The 631-nt window shown below is 57.4% G+C and carries 1 protein-coding gene; it reads left to right on the top strand.

What is annotated here, in order from left to right; all coding sequences use genetic code 11:
* Positions 1-631, top strand: a 631-nt coding sequence (locus tag AK963_RS34290; RefSeq protein ID WP_175404776.1) for a hypothetical protein, incomplete at both ends; no start/stop codon positions are given.

Below are 631 nucleotides of genomic sequence, written 5' to 3'. Positions count from 1 at the left end.
AGTCGGACGCTGATGACAAACCGTCAGAGCCGCCTGCTCCAGCATCCAATGACGATAACGGTGAAGACTGGCAGGACAAGTACACCAAGGCGGAAGAGTCCCGCAAGAACGCCCATGCCCTGATGACTCAGGCCACCCAGAAAGCCGCTGACCTGGAGCGGAGCAATACCGAACTTCAGCAGCAGATGGCGTTGCTGAAGGCCAAGGTGGATCTGCTCAGTCAGCAGGGTACCGCTCAGCCAAACAGTGAGCCAGAGCCGTCCGACCAGTTCCAGGAGCTCCGTAAGGACTACCAGGAGCTGGACCCGGTGTTCAACAAGCTGGATGAGTCGGAACAGCTCAACCGCAAGCTGGAACAGCGGCTGGCCGCCATTGAGAAGGCAAGGCAGGAGCAGGAGGCGGAGCGGGCACAACAGGCATTCTGGAACAAGTTGCGCAGTCTGCATCCGGATGTAGAGCAGATCTCAGCCAGTGAGGATTTTAAAGGGTGGTTTGCACGACAGGCTGCTGATGTTCAGGAGTTGAGTCGTGTCAGCCCACTGGGTGCAGCGCAGGTCATGAGTCTCTATAAAGAGGCCGCAGGTGTAAACAAGCCTGCACCGAAACCGGCACCTGATCCAGTACAGAAAAT

Origin of the sequence: Endozoicomonas atrinae (assembly GCF_001647025.1) — a bacterium.
Lineage (GTDB): Bacteria > Pseudomonadota > Gammaproteobacteria > Pseudomonadales > Endozoicomonadaceae > Endozoicomonas > Endozoicomonas atrinae.
Note: the sequence above shows the minus strand (reverse complement) of the source record. Positions and strands in the feature narration are given on the sequence as shown.